The organism is Rathayibacter sp. PhB1, from assembly GCF_004362935.1.
Taxonomy (GTDB): Bacteria; Actinomycetota; Actinomycetes; order Actinomycetales; family Microbacteriaceae; genus Rathayibacter; species Rathayibacter festucae.
Map to the genome: position 1 here is coordinate 341,240 of NZ_SNYD01000001.1, position 14,210 is coordinate 355,449.

Consider the following 14,210-nt stretch of genomic DNA (forward strand, 5'->3'; position numbering starts at 1 on the left):
CGGGCGGGGTCGCCCTGTGACGGGGAGCACCGCCCCGTGAGCATCCGAGTCGGCACCCGCGCGAGCGCGCTCGCGGTGGCGCAGACCCGGATGACCGCCGATCGGATGGCGCAGGCCGCCGGCGTGCCCGTCGAGCTGGTGCGCATCGAGTCCGACGGCGACCGGATGCGCGGCTCGCTCGCCTCGCTCGGCGGCACCGGGGTCTTCGTGAGCGCGCTGCGCGACGCGCTGCTGGCCGGGCGCTGCGACGCGATCGTGCACTCGCTCAAGGACCTGCCGACTGCGTCGGTCGAGGGCCTCGTCCTCGGCGCGGTGCCCGAGCGGGAGGATCCGCGAGACGCGCTCTGCGCCCGCGACGGGGCGACGCTCGCGACGCTGCCCCGCGGCGCGCGGGTCGGCACCGGCTCGCCGCGTCGGAGGGCCGCGCTGCTCGCGGCGCGTCCCGATCTCGAGATCGTCGACATCCGCGGCAACATCGACACCCGGCTCGGCCGCGTGGCCGCCGGGAGCTCGTCGCCGCTGGACGCGATCGTGCTCGCTCTCTCCGGCCTGCGGCGCCTCGGCCGGACCGACGCGGTCACCGAGGTCCTCGACTTCGGGGTCTCACCGCACGCGCCGGGTCAGGGTGCGCTGGCGATCGAGGTCCGCGACGAGGAGCCCTCCGACGAGCTGCGCGCGGCCCTCGCGGCCGTCGAGCACGCTCCGACCCGGGCGGCGATCACCGCCGAGCGGGCGCTGCTGGCCGTGCTCGAGGCGGGCTGCGCGGCGCCGATCGGCGCGAGTGCCACGGTCGAGGGCGGCCGGGTGGTGACGCGCGGCGTGGTCTTCGCGGTCGACGGCTCTGCGTCCCTCTCTCGGGAGGTGGCGGAGCCGATCGATAACGGTTCGGTCGACGGACCTCGACACCTGGCGGTTTCGCAGTATGGTGGTCGCGAACTGCCCGTCGTCGAAGCCGCGTTCCGTTGCGGCTCTCTGCTCGCTGACGCGCTTCTCGGTGCGGGTGCCGCCCAACTCGCACCTCTGGGAGCCTCTTCGTGATCGTGCCCGCCGCCTACTCCCAGTGGGAGAAGCCGTTGCAGGGCTGGCGTGTCCTCGTCCCCCGCGGAGGTCCGTGGGGCGACGGCGTCGCCGGTGCCCTGCGCGCGAAGGGCGCGTCGCCCGTCGTCGCGCCCATGATCAACTTCGCGCCGACCGACGACTTCCCGGCGCTCGAGCAGGCCCTGGCCGACCTCGAGGCCGGCGCCTTCGACTGGATGACGGTGACCAGCGCGACCACGGTCGACGTGCTGTCCCTGCTGCGCACCACCGTGCCCGCGGGCACGAAGGTCGCCGCCGTCGGCGAGACCACGGCCGCGGCACTCGTGGCGGCCGGCTACTCGGTCGACCTCGTGCCGTCCGAGGACAACTCCGCGAAGGGCCTCCTCGCCGAGTGGGAGCAGGCGACCGGCGGGCAGCACCCGCTCCGCGTGCTCACGCTGCGCTCCGAGATCGCGAAGCCGCTGCTGACCGAGGGCCTGAAGCGCATCGGCCACGACGTCCGCTCGGTGGTCGCCTACCGCACCGTCGGCGTGCAGGTCGAGGACCGCGTCGTCGCCGACGTCGCGAGCGGCGCCGTGCACGCGATCCTGGTCACCTCGGGGAGCGTGGCCGAGCAGGTGCAGAAGCAGCTCGGACCCGTGCCCGAGTCGACGCTGGTCGCCGCGATCGGCCCGCAGACCGCGAAGGACGCGCGCGCCTTCGGCCTGCGCGTCGACGTCGTCGCCGACGAGCGCTCCGCTTCCTCCCTGATCGACGCCGTCGCCGGCGTCGCTGCGGAGCGCGCGCCCCGCTGACCCGCGCCTGCTGGCTGCGGAGTTCGATCGACGGCACTGCGGATCACGGTGGATCTCGATACGCCCGCTGCGCGGGCTACTCGATCAGCATGGGATGGTCGAACCGATCTGTGCGCTGGATCAGCACGGTTCGCCGCGTGCTTGCTGGTCGAGTAGCCCCGCAGGGGCGTATCGAGACCCGCCCGCCCGGGCATCGGGTGCGGCCAGGCGGCGTTCGGCGAGCCCGGCTTAGGCTGGAGGCATGACCGCGATCCGCCCGCGGCGCCTCCGCACGACCCCGGCCCTGCGCCGGCTCGTGCGGGAGACGCGCGTCCACCCCGCCCAGCTCGTCCTCCCGCTCTTCGTCGCCGAGGGGATCACGGAACCTCAGCCGATCGGCTCGATGCCGGGGGTGTCGCACCACTCGCTGGACAGCGTCCGGCGGGCGGTGACCGAGGCGGCCGAGGCCGGGCTCGGCGGCGTCATGCTGTTCGGCGTGCCGACCACGCGCGACGCGGTGGGCTCGGGAGCCACGGACCCCGACGGTGTGCTCAACGCCGCCACGCGGGTCGTCGTCGAGGAGGTCGGCGACGCGCTCGTCGTGCAGACCGACCTCTGCCTCGACGAGTTCACCGACCACGGGCACTGCGGCGTGCTCGACGCGCACGGCCGGGTCGACAACGACGCGACGCTGCTCCGCTACGAGCAGATGGCGCTCGCGCAGGCCGAGGCCGGCTCGCACCTGCTCGGGCTCTCCGGGATGATGGACGGCCAGGTCGGTGCGATCCGCGCGGCCCTCGACGGTGCCGGCCACCTCGACACCGCGATCCTCGCCTACTCCGCGAAGTACGCCTCCAGCTTCTACGGCCCCTTCCGCGAGGCCGTGCAGTCGACGCTCGAGGGCGACCGCCGCACCTACCAGCAGGACCCGGCGAACCGCCGCGAGGGGCTGCGCGAGGCGACGCTCGACCTCGCCGAGGGCGCGGACGTGGTGATGGTGAAGCCGGCGATGTCCTACCTCGACGTGCTCTCCGACGTCGCCGCGATCTCGGACGTGCCGGTCTGGGCGTACCAGGTGTCCGGCGAGTACGCGATGATCGAGGCCGCCGCTGCGAACGGCTGGATCGACCGCGAGGCGGCGATCGTGGAGTCGGTCACCGGCATCGTCCGCGCCGGCGCCGACGCCGTGCTCACCTACTGGGCCGTCGAGCTGGCGAACGATCTGCTGAAGTAGGCCGGGCGGTCCGGCGTCCGGCGTCCGCTGAGGCGCGCGCCGTATCGTGGTCGGGTGACTCCCACCGCGAACGACACCCTGTACGAGCGTGCCCGGCACGCGATCCCCGGCGGCGTGAACTCGCCGGTCCGCGCCTTCCGCTCGGTCGGCGGGACCCCGAGGTTCATGGTGTCGGCGACCGGCCCGTACATCACTGACGCCGACGGCCGCGAGTACGTCGACCTGGTCTGCTCCTGGGGTCCGGCTGTGCTCGGCCACGCGCACCCCGAGGTCGTCGCCGCCGTGCAGGAGGCGGCGGCCCGCGGGCTCTCCTTCGGCGCGTCGACCCCGGCCGAGACCGAGCTGGCCGAGCTGGTCGAGGCGCGGATCACGGCTGGCGGCGTCTCGCCGATCGAGAAGCTGCGCCTGGTCTCCACCGGCACCGAGGCGACGATGACCGCGATCCGCCTGGCCCGCGGGGTCACCGGCCGCGATCTGCTGATCAAGTTCTCCGGCCACTACCACGGCCACTCCGACGGACTGCTGGCCGACGCCGGCTCCGGCCTCGCGACGCTCGCCCTGCCCGCCTCGGCCGGCGTCACCGCGGCCACCGCGGCGCAGACGATCGTGCTGCCCTATAACGACCTCCACGCGGTGCGCGCGGTCCTCGCCGAGCGCGGCTCCGAGATCGCCGCGGTGATCACCGAGGCGGCCGCCGCGAATATGGGCGTCGTCCCGCCCGCGCCGGGCTTCAACGCGGCACTCGCCGAGCTCGTGCACGCCAACGGCTCGCTGCTGATCATGGACGAGGTGCTGACCGGCTTCCGCGTCAGCGCCGGCGGCTGGTGGGGTCTGGAGAACGCGGGCGCCGGTGCCGATGGCGCCGAGGCGCCCTACGTCGCCGACCTCTACACCTTCGGCAAGGTCATCGGCGGCGGGATGCCGGTCGCGGCGCTCGGCGGCCGCGCGGACGTGATGGACCACCTGGCCCCGCTCGGGCCGGTGTACCAGGCGGGCACCCTCTCCGGGAACCCGGTCGCCGTGGCCGCGGGCATCCGCACCCTGCAGCTCGCCGACGACGCCGTCTACGCCTCGCTCGACCGCACCGCCCTGACGCTGCAGCGCGAGGTCTCGGCCGCGCTCTCGGCCGAGGGCGTCGTGCACACGGTGCAGAGCGCGGGCAGTCTCTTCAGCTTCATGTTCACCGACATCGGCGGACCGGTGCGCGACTACGCCCAGGTCCAGGCGCAGGAGTCGTTCCGCTACCCGGCCTTCTTCCACGCGATGCTCGACGCGGGCGTCTCGCTGCCGCCGTCGGTGTTCGAGGCGTGGTTCGTCTCGGCCGCCCACGACGACGCGGCCATCGGCCGGATCGTCGACGCGCTGCCGGCCGCCGCGAAGGCCGCGGCGGCCGCGCGCCCGCAGGAGTAGGCGGTCGCGCCGGGGGTCAGCCCCGGCGCGACACCGACTTCGGCAGCACGAAGACGAGCGCGAAGGCGGCGATCGCCATCAGCGCGCTGACCAGCATCGCCGGGGCGGCGGCGTCGAGGAAGCCCGAGGCGACGGTGTCCGGGCCGGTGATGACCAGGCCGCCGAAGAGGATGCTGCCGATCGCGGCGATGCCGACCGCCGAGCCGATCCGCTGGATCGCGGAGATCACGCCACTGGCCGCGCCCGCGTCCTGCGGGTCGACCGTCGAGACGATGAACTGCACGTTCGGCGCGATGAAGAAGCCGTTGCCGATGCCCGCGATGAACAGCGGCGCGAGCAGCTGCCAGTTGGTGATCGAGTCCGGCGTCGCGGTCAGCAGCACCAGCCACACCCAGATCAGGCCGACGGCGAGCAGTCCGCTGCCGAGCACCAGGACGTTGCGGCCGAGCTTCGCGGTGAGGCGGTTGCTCTGCGAGGAGCTGACGATGCTGCCGATCGCGAAGGGGATCGAGACGAGGCCCGACTCCAGTGCCGTGTGGCCGAGGCCGGACTGCCAGAGCAGCGAGATGGTGAAGAAGATGCTCGTGAAGGCCGCGAAGTAGACCAGCGCCAGGATCACTCCGCCGGTGAAGGCGGGGTGGTGGAACAGGGTCGGCGGCACGAGCGGCGCGCGGCCGCGGCGGGTGTATGCGACCTCCCAGGCGCCGAACGCGGCGAGGAGGATCACGCCGCCGGCGATCGAGAGGAAGGTCCAGAGCGGCCAGCCCTCGTCCTCGCCCTGGATCAGCGGCACGAGCAGCGCGACGAGGCCGGCCGAGACGAGGATCAGCCCGAGCCAGTCGACGCCGCCGCTCGGGGCGCGGTCGCCGTCCTGGAGCTCGCTGCGGGTCGGCAGCAGCATCGCGGCGGCGATGAGTGTCGCGACGCCGATCGGCAGGTTGACCCAGAAGACCAGGCGCCAGCCGTTCTCGTCGCCGAAGGCCTGGATGATCAGTCCGCCGATGATCGGGCCGAGCGCCGACGAGACGCCGAGGACGGCGCCCATCACCGCGAACGCCTTGCCGCGGGCGGGGCCGCGGAAGAGGATCTGGATGTAGGCGTTGACCGCCGGGACGAAGATCCCGCCCGCGAGGCCCTGCACGACGCGCGCGATGACGAGCTGGACGTCGTCGGCGGCCAGTCCGCAGGCGAAGCTCGCGACGGTGAACAGCGCGACGCCGCTGACGAAGACCCACTTGTGACCGAAGCGGTCGCCGAGGCGGCCGGCCGGGATCAGCGCGAGGCCGAAGGCGAGCGCGTAGCCCGAGATGATCCAGGAGAGCGTCGACTCGGAGGCGTCGAGGGTGGTGCGGATCGTCGGCAGGGCGACGTTCACGATGGTGGTGTCGAGCAGGGCGATGAACATGCCCGCCAGGAGGACCACGAGGGAGCGCCAGGCGCGGCGGTCGGGGGCCGGCGGGGCGCCGGTCACGCGGTCGGACGACGTCTCGGTCATGCGGAGGGAGGCCTTTCGAGAGGCGGGAGAAAGGGGGAGGGGGAGCGGGACCACCCATCGGGGGTACGACCGCATGTGAACTCTCGCAGGAGCACCCGGGTTTCTGCACGCCTTGGCCTGTGGGGGCCTTCAGGTGCGGGCGCGGAACCGGCGTCAGCGGCGGCGGGACTCGGCGGCGCGGGCGCAGGCGATGCAGAGGTCGGCTGTGGGCGGGCCTCGAGGCGGGCGGCGCCGATCGGCACCGGTCGAGAAGGAGGCGCGCGTGCACTTCCCGGTACTGCTCCTTGGAGGAGACCCCGCTTCCATGCTGGTCGAGTAGCCCCGAAGGGGCGTATCGAGACCCACCGTCCTCAGCAGGGCAGGTCTGCAGACTCGGCTTCTGACGGCGGCGGATCTCGATACGCCCGCTGCGCGGGCTACTCGATCAGCATGGATGCTCCCTCCGGACGTCGGTCTCTTTCCCGCACTGCGCAGGCGCCGACTCCGATCGGCGTCGCGGGAGTGTCAGCGGTGGCGGGACTCGGCGGCGCGGGCGCAGGCGATGCAGAGGTCGGCGGTGGGGCGGGCCTCGAGGCGGGCGGCGCCGATGGGGAGGCCGCAGCGGGCGCAGTCGCCGTAGTCACCGGCGGCGAGGCGGGTGCGGGCGGCGGCGAGATCGCGCTCGGTGCGGGCGAGAGCGTCGCGCACCCCGGCCATCCGCGACCACTCCGCCGAGAGCGGGGTGCCCTCCGGATCGTGCTCGTCGTCGGCGGTGCCGTCGGCGCGGTCGAGGAGGAGCTCGCGGAGCGACTCGTCCAGGCGCTCCGCCTCGCGGCGGGCCTCGGCCTGCCGCTCGGCGAGGCGCGCGTCGAGGAGGCGCCGCTCGTCCGGATCCGTGGCCATCCCTCCATGCTGCCACTGCGACCCCCGGGCGCCGAGTGCGATGGGCGGGGCAGACTAGGGGCATGCCCGTCGTGACCGTGCTCCCCGACCGCCTCGAACTCCGCCTGACCCGCGCCGAACGGGTGCTCGCCCTGCACCGCGGCGACGTCGTCGTGGAGCGCTCGAGCATCCGCTCGGCGACCGTCACCGAGGATCCGTGGATCTGGGTGCGCGGCATCCGGGCGCCGGGGACCGCGGTGCCGCTGACCCTCGCGGCCGGCACCTGGAAGTTCCACGGCGGCAAGGACTTCCTGCTGATCAAGCGGACGGCCGCCGCGGTGGTGATCGACCTCGTCGACGAGGAGTACTCGCGCCTGATCGTCAGCACGAAGCACGCCCCCGAACTGATCGCGGCGCTGCAGCTGGGGACCGCGACCTCGGCGATCCCCGTCATCGAGACGGACGACCTCGTCGTCGTGCCGGCCGTCGCGGAGCAGGCCGCCGAGCGTCTGGCCGCAGCGCAGGCGGAGGCGGAGCGCAGGGACGAGCGGAGGCCTGCGGAGGAGACGCCGGCCGCGAAGGAGACGGTCGCGACGAAGCCCGCGGCGAAGAAGGCGCCCACGAAGAAGCCGGCGCCCGAGAAGCCCGCCCCGAAGAAGCCGGCCCCGAAGAAGCCCGCCGCCGCGAAGCCGCGCCCCGACTCCTCCGTCGGTCACGCCTCCGCCGAGCCCAGCGGCGCGACCGAGGCCGCCGAGTAGCTCGGACCGCCGCGCGACCCGAGCTCCGGAGCGTCAGCCCCGCACGTCGACCAGCGTGCGCCCGTGCGCGCGCCCTTCCAGCAGGTCGGCCGCGGCGTCGATCGCGCCCGCGAGCGGCACCGCCGTGGTCAGGCCGTCGAGCAGCTCCAGGTCGAGGTCGTGGGCCAGCCGGCGCCACGCCTCCTCGCGCAGCTTCCGCGGCGCCTCCACCGAGTTGATGCCCGCGAGCGTCACTCCGCGCAGGATGAACGGCATCACCGTCGCGGGCAGGTCGCCGCCCTGCGCGAGACCGCAGGCGGCGACGGTGCCGCCCCAGCGGGTCTGCGCGAGCGCGTTGGCGAGGGTGTGCGAGCCGGCGGAGTCGATCGCGCCGGCCCAGCGCTCCGACTGCAGCGGCTTGCCCTTCTCGGACAGCTCGGCCCGGTCGAGGACCTCCGTCGCGCCCAGGCGCTGGAGCAGCTCGCCGTGCTCGTCCGCGCGCCCGGTCGAGGCGACCACCTCGTGGCCGAGCTTCGCGAGCAGCGCGACGGCGAGGGAGCCCACGCCGCCCGAGGCGCCGGTGACCAGCACCGGTCCGTCGCCGGGGCGGACGCCGTGCCGCTCGAGGGCGAGGACGGCGAGCATCGCGGTGAAGCCGGCGGTGCCGATCGCGCCGGCGCGGGCGGAGGAGATCGCGCCGGGGATGCGCAGCAGCGACGCGGAGTCGACGCGGGCCCGCTCGGTGAAGCCGCCGTCGAAGCGCTCGCCGAGGCCGGCGCCGTTGAGCACCACGCGGTCGCCGGAGTCGAAGCGCTCGGCCGCGGCGCCGTCCGCGTACTCGACCGTGCCGACGACGTCGATGCCCGCGATCAGCGGGGTGCGGCGCACGACACCCGGCCGGCCGGCGAGTGCGAGAGCGTCCTTGTAGTTCACGCTCGAGTACTCGACGGCGAGGGTCACGTCCCCGTGCGAGCGATCGGGATCGTCCCGCTCCGTCAGTCGTGCGCGATTCGGGGTCTCGGTGTCGGAGGAGGAGTGCTGCTCGACGACGACGGCTCGGAACATGAGCCCACGGTACGCCCGAGCGCGCGGAACGCGCCCGGGCGGCGGGGTCAGTTCAGCGGACGGGTGCCCTCGGGCAGCGCGCCGCCGGCGTAGAGGGCGGTCGCCGCGTCCTGCAGGGCGGTCAGCGCGACGCGCTGCGTCCACGGTCCGTAGGAGACGCGGGCCAGGCCGAGCTCCTCGAAGCGCGCGGGCGACTGCGAGCCGGGGACGCCGATCACGCTGACCCGCTGGCGGCCGAGCTCGGCCACGAGGGCCTCGAGCTCCGCGTCCTGGAGCAGGCCGGGGACGAAGAAGCAGGTCGCCCCCGCGTCGAGGTAGGCGCGTCCGCGCTCGATGGCGTCGGCGAGCACCTCGCCGCGGTCGCGGTCGCCGGCGCGGAGGAAGACATCGGTGCGGGCGTTGAGGGCGAAGGGCACGGCCTCCTCCTCGGCGGCGGCGACCGCCTTCTCGACGGAGCGCAGCGCCTCGGCGAGCGGCTTCGCCTGGTCCTCGAGGTTCGCGCCGACGACGCCGACCTCGATGGCGCGGCGCACGGTCTCGCCGGCGTCGCCGTAGCCGGCCTCGAGGTCCGCCGAGACGGGGACGTCGACCGCGGCGACGATCCGCTCGATCATGCTCAGGTGCAGGTCGAGCGGGATCTGCTCGCCGTCCTCGTAGCCGAAGGTCGCGGCGATGGAGTGGCTCGCCGTCGCGAGCGCCCGGGTCTCGGGGAGGGCGGTGATCGTGGTCGCCGAGACCACGTCCCAGACGTTCACCACGCTCAGCAGCTCGGGGGCGGTGTGGAGGTCGACGAGGGTGCGGCCGCGCGCTTCGATGCTCATCCCACGACCGTAGGGGCCCGCGGGGCGCGCTCGCGGGGGCTGGCGCAGGTCGATGGTCAGACCGGAGAATCCGCGCGGTGCTCGGCGCAGGCCGCGCTCCCGCAGCCCTCGCAGACGACGAGCTGCTCGCGGCAGGCGGGATCGGCGCAGTTGCGCATCCGGCTGGTCGGCTCGGCGCAGACGGCGCAGCGGCCGAGCACCTCGGCGTCCGGGGAGAAGGTCAGCGAGCCGCGCCCGTCGAAGACGTAGAGCGCACCGCGCCAGAGCCCCGTGTCGCGGCGGGCCTCCTGGTAGCGGACGATCCCGCCGTCGAGCTGGTACACCTCGCCGAAGCCGCGGGCGAGCATCAGGCTCGAGAGCACCTCGCAGCGGATCCCGCCGGTGCAGTAGGTGACGACCGGCCGGCCCTTGAGGTGGTCGTAGGCGCCGGAGTCGAGCTGCTCGACGAATTCGCGGGTGCTCGCGACGCCCGGCACGACCGCGCCGTCGAAGCGGCCGATCTCGGCCTCGAAGGCGTTGCGCCCGTCGAAGAAGACCACGTCCTCGCGCTCGGCGACCAGGGCGTCGAGCTCGTCGGGGGCGAGCCGGACGCCGGTGCCGACGACGCCGGACTCGTCCACCCGCAGCTCCTCGGGTGCTCCGAACGAGACGATCTCCTCGCGCACCTTCACCGAGAGCCCGGGGAAGTCGATGCTGCGGCCCTCCTCGTCCAGGCCCGAGCCGTCGCTCCACTTCACCTCGAGCCCGCGGAAGGCGGAGTGCTCGCGGGTACGGCGGACCCAGCGCTTGAGCGCACCCATCTCGCCGCCGAGGGTGCCGTTGACGCCGTCCTTCGAGAGCAGGACCCGGCCGCGCAGGCCGAGGTGCTCGGCGAGCTCGCGCTGCCAGAGCCGGACGGACTCGGGGTCGGCGAGCGGCACGAAGCGGTAGAACAGCAGGATCTTCGGCAGCACCGGGTCATCCTACGAGGGCCGGGCCGGGTCGGCCGAAACGCTCCGGCAATGCGGGTGTGACAGCATCTCCCGGTGACCGACGCCCCTCTCCCCGTGCCGCACAGCCGCTTCGAGGACGTCTTCGGCCTCGTGACCGGCGCGTTCGTCGTCTCGCTCGGCCTGTTCCTGCTCCGCGCGAGCGAGGCGGTGACCGGCGGGACCGCGGGGCTCGCGCTGCTGCTGGGCTACGTCGCGCCGATCCCGTTCGGTGTGATCCTGGTCGTCGTCAACCTGCCGTTCCTGGCGCTCTCGCTCTGGAAGAAGGGCTGGCGCTTCACCCTGCGGACGATGTCCTCGATCGTGCTGGTCTCGGTGCTCGCCGGGCTGCACCCGCTCGCCTTCGGGACGCTCCGGATCGACCCGGTGTACGGGGTGCTCACCGGCGACGTGCTCGCGGGGATCGGCCTGCTCATCCTGTTCCGGCACGGCTCGAGCCTGGGCGGCTTCAGCATCTTGGCCCTCCTCGCGCAGGAGCGGCTGGGCTGGCGGGCGGGCTACGTGATGATGGCGCTCGACGCCTGCGTGGTCGTCGCGGCGCTGCTGGTGGTGCCGCCCCTGAACGTGCTGATCTCGGCCGCGGGCGTCGTGGTGCTGAATCTCGTGCTCGCCTTCAACCACCGGCCGGGGCGCTACCTCGGCTCGTGAGCGGCGCAGTGTGAGCGGCGCAAGCCCTCGACCTGCGGCCGGTGGTTCCTAGGCTGGTCCCAGGCGCGCGACTGCCGCGCCCGAACGGAGAACCGGATGTCCGACTGGAACTACGACCCCTACGCCCGCCTCGGCGAGGTGCCGACCTTCACCCTCGAGAGCGACGACATCAGCGAAGGCGCAGCGCTCGCCCCGCGCCACTACGGCGAGGGCTCGGGCGGCGAGGACGTCTCGCCGCAGCTGCGCTGGTCGGGAGCACCCGCCGAGACCAAGAGCTTCGCGGTGACCGTGTTCGACCCGGACGCGCCGACCGGCTCGGGCTTCTGGCACTGGGCGGTCTACAACCTGCCGGCCGACACCACCGAGCTGCCGACCGGCGCAGGCGCGGCCGGCTTCGAGCTGCTGCCCTCGGGCGCGCAGACCCTGCCCAACGAGATGCGGCTGCGCCAGTTCATCGGTGCGGCGCCGCCGGACCGCGAGCACCGCTACTTCTTCGTCGTGCACGCGCTCGACGTCGAGGAGCTCGAGCTCGACCCGGAGTCGACCCCGGCGATCCTCGGCTTCAACGTGCACTTCCACACGCTCGCGCGCGCGGTGCTCGTCGCGACGGCGACGCCGGACGGCGCGAAGGGCTGACCGGCCCGGGTCTCGATACGCCGCTGCGCGGCTGCTCGACCAGCAGGAGACGACGGCGGGTCTCGATACGCCGCTCCGCGGCTACTCGACCAGCATGAGACGACCGTGGGTCTCGATACGCCGCTGCGCGGCTGCTCGACCAGCAGGGAAGGCGCGCCGCCCGCGTGAGCGAGGCGTCCCCTCCATGCTGATCGAGCAGCCCGCGGAGCGGGCGTATCGAGATCCACCGCCGTCAGGAGCGAGGTCTGCAGACCCGCCCTGCTGATGACGGCGGGTCTCGATACGCCGCTGCGCGGCTGCTCGACCAGCATGCAGCGCGCTACCCGAAGAGGGTGCGCGCCTCCTCGTAGCGGGAGTCGGGCACCGTCTTCAGGGTGCCGAGGGCCTCGGCGAAGTCGACGTGGTAGATGTCGGTGCCGCGCAGGGCGACCATGCGGCCCCAGTGCTCGGCGACGACGGAGTCGGCCGCGGCCATGCCGAGGCGGGTGGCCAGCACGCGGTCGAAGGCGCTGGGGGTGCCGCCGCGCTGGATGTGGCCGAGTGTGGTGGCGCGGGTCTCGATGCCGGTGCGGTCCTCGATCATCGGGGCGAGCATCTCGCCGATGCCGCCCAGGCGCGGGCGGCCGAAGGCGTCGAGGCCGCGCTCGGAGTGCGCGTCGTCCATCGAGTCGAGGGAGAAGCCCTCGGCGACGACGACGAGCGGGGCGCGGCCGCGGTCCTGGGCGCTCTGCACCCACTCGACGATCTGCTCGATCGAGGTCTTCCGCTCGGGGATGAGGATGACGTGCGCGCCGGCCGCCATGCCGGAGTGCAGGGCGATCCAGCCGACGTGGCGGCCCATGACCTCGGCGACCATGCAGCGGCCGTGCGAGTCGCCGGTGGTGCGCAGGCGGTCCATCGCGTCGGTCGCGATGCCGACGGCGGTGTCGAAGCCGAAGGTGTAGTCGGTGGCGCCGAGGTCGTTGTCGATCGTCTTGGGGACGCCGACGATCTTGAGGCCCGCGTCGGTGAGGCGCTTCGCCGCGGCCAGGGTGCCCTCGCCGCCGATCGCGATGATCGAGTCGATGCCGTTGCGGTCCATCATCTCGGCGATCTTCTCGGGGCCGCCGTTGTCGCCCTCGAAGGGGTTCGTCCGGCTCGTGCCGAGGATCGTGCCGCCCTGCTTGGCGATGCCCTGGATCTCGGGCCGCCCGAGGGGGAGGAGGTCGCCGTCGACCACTCCGCGCCACCCGTTGCGGAAGCCCACGAATTCTTGGTCGTACACCTTGATGCCCTTGTACACGGCACCGCGGATGACGGCGTTCAGCCCGGGGCAGTCGCCCCCGGAGGTCAGGATCCCGATCTTCACCCGCTCAGAGTAGAGGACGCGGGCACGGGGTCGGGTCGCCCGCTCCGGCCGGGAACGACGAAGGGCCCCTCCTCGCCGCCTCGAGGAAGGGCCCTTCTTCGTTCAGGGACTAGAGAGTGTCAGTGACTAGTTGGCCTGGCTGGTGTTGACGACGCCGTTGACGCCGGCGGGGAAGAATCCACCGGAGGTCGCGGCCTTGCTGTTCAGGTAGACGACGTTCAGGACCTGGCCGGGGTTGCGGCTGAAGGCGATGCCGTTGGCGTCGGTGGGCTGGATGTTGGCCTGCCCGTCGACCTTGACGCCCTGGTCGTCGTCGGTGGGGCCGTCGAGGCTGTCGCGCGCGTCGGACAGCTTGCCCGCCTGCACGTCGAGTCCGGCGCCGTAGATCGCCGAGCGGATGGCACCGGCGTGGTACGCCTCGACCGCGAGGATGCCGGCGGCCGCCTCCAGGTAGAGCTTCGACTGGATGAGGGGGGCAGCGCCCTTGTAGGCGGTGACTCCGACGTCCTCGAAGACGAAGGCGCCGAGCAGGAAGTTCTGCTCGTTGAGGAACGGGTCGAACGTGCCGCCCGCGGGGATGAGGCCGGCCGCGGCGGCCGCGGCGTTGAAGCTGGCCTCGAGGTTGATCGAGGGGCGGGCGACAGCGGCAGCACCGAGCTGGCCGCGGAGGAACTTGACGTGCGCCTTCTCGTCGTTGGCGACCTCGCGGGCGAAGGACTTCAGCCACGGGGTCTTGAAGGGGACGGCGCGGCCGCCCTTGACGCCGCCGAGCTTGCCGGTGCCGCCGGTGTCGCTGCTCGCGAGGCCGGAGCCGGTGACGGCGCGGAGGTAGAACTCGGCCTCGAGGTACTCGAGGTTGAGCGCGAAGTTGAGGACGGCGGCGTCGCCGGGGCCCTCAGCGGCGACCTCTTCGGCCGAGGCGGCGGGGGCGGAGGCCAGGGCCGCCGCTCCGATGCCGAGTCCGGCGACGCCGGTGGCCTCGAAGAAGCGGCGACGGTCGAGAGCCGTCTCCGAGCTCCTGACGATCGCGTTGCGGATGAATGTGGTGTCGAACATGTGCGCATCTCCAGTGATAGGCGGTTGGCCGGGCTGACGGACTGTGCCGCGACAGCGCGAAACTACGCCCGGGATCGGGGTACTGCCTAGCGGAATCGG

Annotated in this window: 14 protein-coding genes; 7 read left to right on the top strand and 7 right to left on the bottom strand. The window is 73.3% G+C overall.

Annotation, left to right across the window (positions count from 1 at the left end; genetic code table 11):
- Window positions 1-36: 36 nt before the first annotated feature.
- The 4 genes from hemC to hemL all read left to right on the top strand — a co-directional run bounded on the left by hemC (window position 37) and on the right by hemL (window position 4,455).
- Complete coding sequence (gene hemC / locus EDF17_RS01640) at window positions 37-1,038, top strand: hydroxymethylbilane synthase (protein ID WP_123444875.1); 1,002 nt, start codon at window positions 37-39, stop codon at window positions 1,036-1,038.
- The gene (locus EDF17_RS01645) at window positions 1,038-1,832 is read left to right on the top strand and encodes a uroporphyrinogen-III synthase (RefSeq protein WP_123445348.1); all 795 of its coding nucleotides are present in this window, start codon (window positions 1,038-1,040) and stop codon (window positions 1,830-1,832) included. The genes hemC and EDF17_RS01645 overlap by 1 nt, the downstream gene beginning before the upstream one ends.
- Before the next feature lie 241 nt (window positions 1,833-2,073).
- Window positions 2,074-3,045, top strand: coding sequence for a porphobilinogen synthase (gene hemB, locus EDF17_RS01650; RefSeq protein WP_123444876.1), 972 nt, complete (start codon window positions 2,074-2,076; stop codon window positions 3,043-3,045).
- Between the two features lie 54 nt (window positions 3,046-3,099).
- Window positions 3,100-4,455 carry a glutamate-1-semialdehyde 2,1-aminomutase gene (hemL, locus tag EDF17_RS01655; RefSeq protein WP_185019939.1) on the top strand — a complete coding sequence of 452 codons (1,356 nt, stop codon included), beginning with the start codon at window positions 3,100-3,102 and terminating at the stop codon, window positions 4,453-4,455.
- Window positions 4,456-4,471: 16 nt separating this feature from the next.
- Here the strand turns inward: hemL and EDF17_RS01660 are convergent, their stop codons facing one another.
- Together EDF17_RS01660 and EDF17_RS01665 are read right to left on the bottom strand one after the other, a co-directional pair.
- A complete protein-coding gene (locus EDF17_RS01660; protein WP_123444877.1) occupies window positions 4,472-5,950 on the bottom strand; it encodes an MFS transporter in 1,479 nt (492 codons plus the stop codon).
- 504 nt (window positions 5,951-6,454) lie between these two features.
- Window positions 6,455-6,832 carry a TraR/DksA C4-type zinc finger protein gene (locus EDF17_RS01665; protein ID WP_123444878.1) on the bottom strand — a complete coding sequence of 126 codons (378 nt, stop codon included), beginning with the start codon at window positions 6,830-6,832 and terminating at the stop codon, window positions 6,455-6,457.
- 62 nt (window positions 6,833-6,894) lie between these two features.
- Between EDF17_RS01665 and EDF17_RS20205 the strand changes: the two genes are divergently transcribed.
- Window positions 6,895-7,569 (top strand): hypothetical protein, encoded by a 675-nt coding sequence (locus EDF17_RS20205; RefSeq protein WP_243732761.1) that lies wholly within the window; start codon window positions 6,895-6,897, stop codon window positions 7,567-7,569.
- A 33-nt stretch (window positions 7,570-7,602) separates the two neighbouring features.
- Here the strand turns inward: EDF17_RS20205 and EDF17_RS01675 are convergent, their stop codons facing one another.
- The 3 genes from EDF17_RS01675 to EDF17_RS01685 are packed head-to-tail and all read right to left on the bottom strand — an operon-like array spanning window position 7,603 to window position 10,387.
- Window positions 7,603-8,613: an MDR family oxidoreductase gene (locus EDF17_RS01675; protein WP_123444879.1), complete on the bottom strand. Its 1,011-nt coding sequence runs from the start codon at window positions 8,611-8,613 to the stop codon at window positions 7,603-7,605.
- A 47-nt stretch (window positions 8,614-8,660) separates the two neighbouring features.
- On the bottom strand, window positions 8,661-9,434 hold the full coding sequence (locus EDF17_RS01680) for an isocitrate lyase/phosphoenolpyruvate mutase family protein (protein WP_123444880.1): 774 nt from the start codon (window positions 9,432-9,434) through the stop codon (window positions 8,661-8,663).
- Window positions 9,435-9,490: 56 nt separating this feature from the next.
- Window positions 9,491-10,387, bottom strand: coding sequence for a rhodanese-related sulfurtransferase (locus EDF17_RS01685; protein ID WP_123444881.1), 897 nt, complete (start codon window positions 10,385-10,387; stop codon window positions 9,491-9,493).
- A gap of 72 nt (window positions 10,388-10,459) precedes the next feature.
- Between EDF17_RS01685 and EDF17_RS01690 the strand changes: the two genes are divergently transcribed.
- Together EDF17_RS01690 and EDF17_RS01695 are read left to right on the top strand one after the other, a co-directional pair.
- A complete protein-coding gene (locus tag EDF17_RS01690) occupies window positions 10,460-11,071 on the top strand; it encodes a YitT family protein (RefSeq protein WP_123444882.1) in 612 nt (203 codons plus the stop codon).
- Window positions 11,072-11,167: 96 nt separating this feature from the next.
- Complete coding sequence (locus EDF17_RS01695; RefSeq protein WP_123444883.1) at window positions 11,168-11,707, top strand: YbhB/YbcL family Raf kinase inhibitor-like protein; 540 nt, start codon at window positions 11,168-11,170, stop codon at window positions 11,705-11,707.
- A 319-nt stretch (window positions 11,708-12,026) separates the two neighbouring features.
- On the opposite strand, the gene EDF17_RS01700 is transcribed toward EDF17_RS01695, so the two are convergent.
- Window positions 12,027-13,055 (bottom strand): 6-phosphofructokinase, encoded by a 1,029-nt coding sequence (locus EDF17_RS01700; protein ID WP_123444884.1) that lies wholly within the window; start codon window positions 13,053-13,055, stop codon window positions 12,027-12,029.
- 126 nt (window positions 13,056-13,181) lie between these two features.
- Window positions 13,182-14,111 (bottom strand): ferritin-like domain-containing protein, encoded by a 930-nt coding sequence (locus EDF17_RS01705; protein ID WP_123444885.1) that lies wholly within the window; start codon window positions 14,109-14,111, stop codon window positions 13,182-13,184.
- Window positions 14,112-14,210: the final 99 nt, after the last annotated feature.